Raw genomic sequence first — 292 nt, 5'->3', positions numbered from 1 at the left:
TGTTCGTGGTCCGCGTGCAGGGTAAAGATCTTATCCATAGCACGAGCAACAACAGGATTAACTTCATATTCTTCACAAGGATTTGCGAACATCATATGAAGGAAGTTTTCTGCATAGCTTAGGTCGTTTCTTGGGTAAATAAATGGTTGACCTATGCTGTACTTGTAGCACATTGCCGCTAGTGTTGGCATTTTCGACAACAGTCGGAATGCCGCAATCTCGCGGTGTTTATCATTATTAATGTCTAGTGAATCGTGGTAGAAGGCCGCTAGTGCACCAACTACCCCACACA

Annotated in this window: 1 protein-coding gene; it reads right to left on the bottom strand. The window is 44.2% G+C overall.

What is annotated here, in order from left to right:
* The coding region (locus AB4585_RS26140; protein WP_372171672.1) for a citrate/2-methylcitrate synthase at positions 1-292 on the bottom strand (292 nt) is incomplete at both ends.

Origin of the sequence: Vibrio sp. 10N.222.49.C9 (assembly GCF_041474985.1) — a bacterium.
Lineage (GTDB): Bacteria > Pseudomonadota > Gammaproteobacteria > Enterobacterales > Vibrionaceae > Vibrio > Vibrio crassostreae_C.
This window is presented reverse-complemented; position numbering and strand designations above follow the sequence as displayed.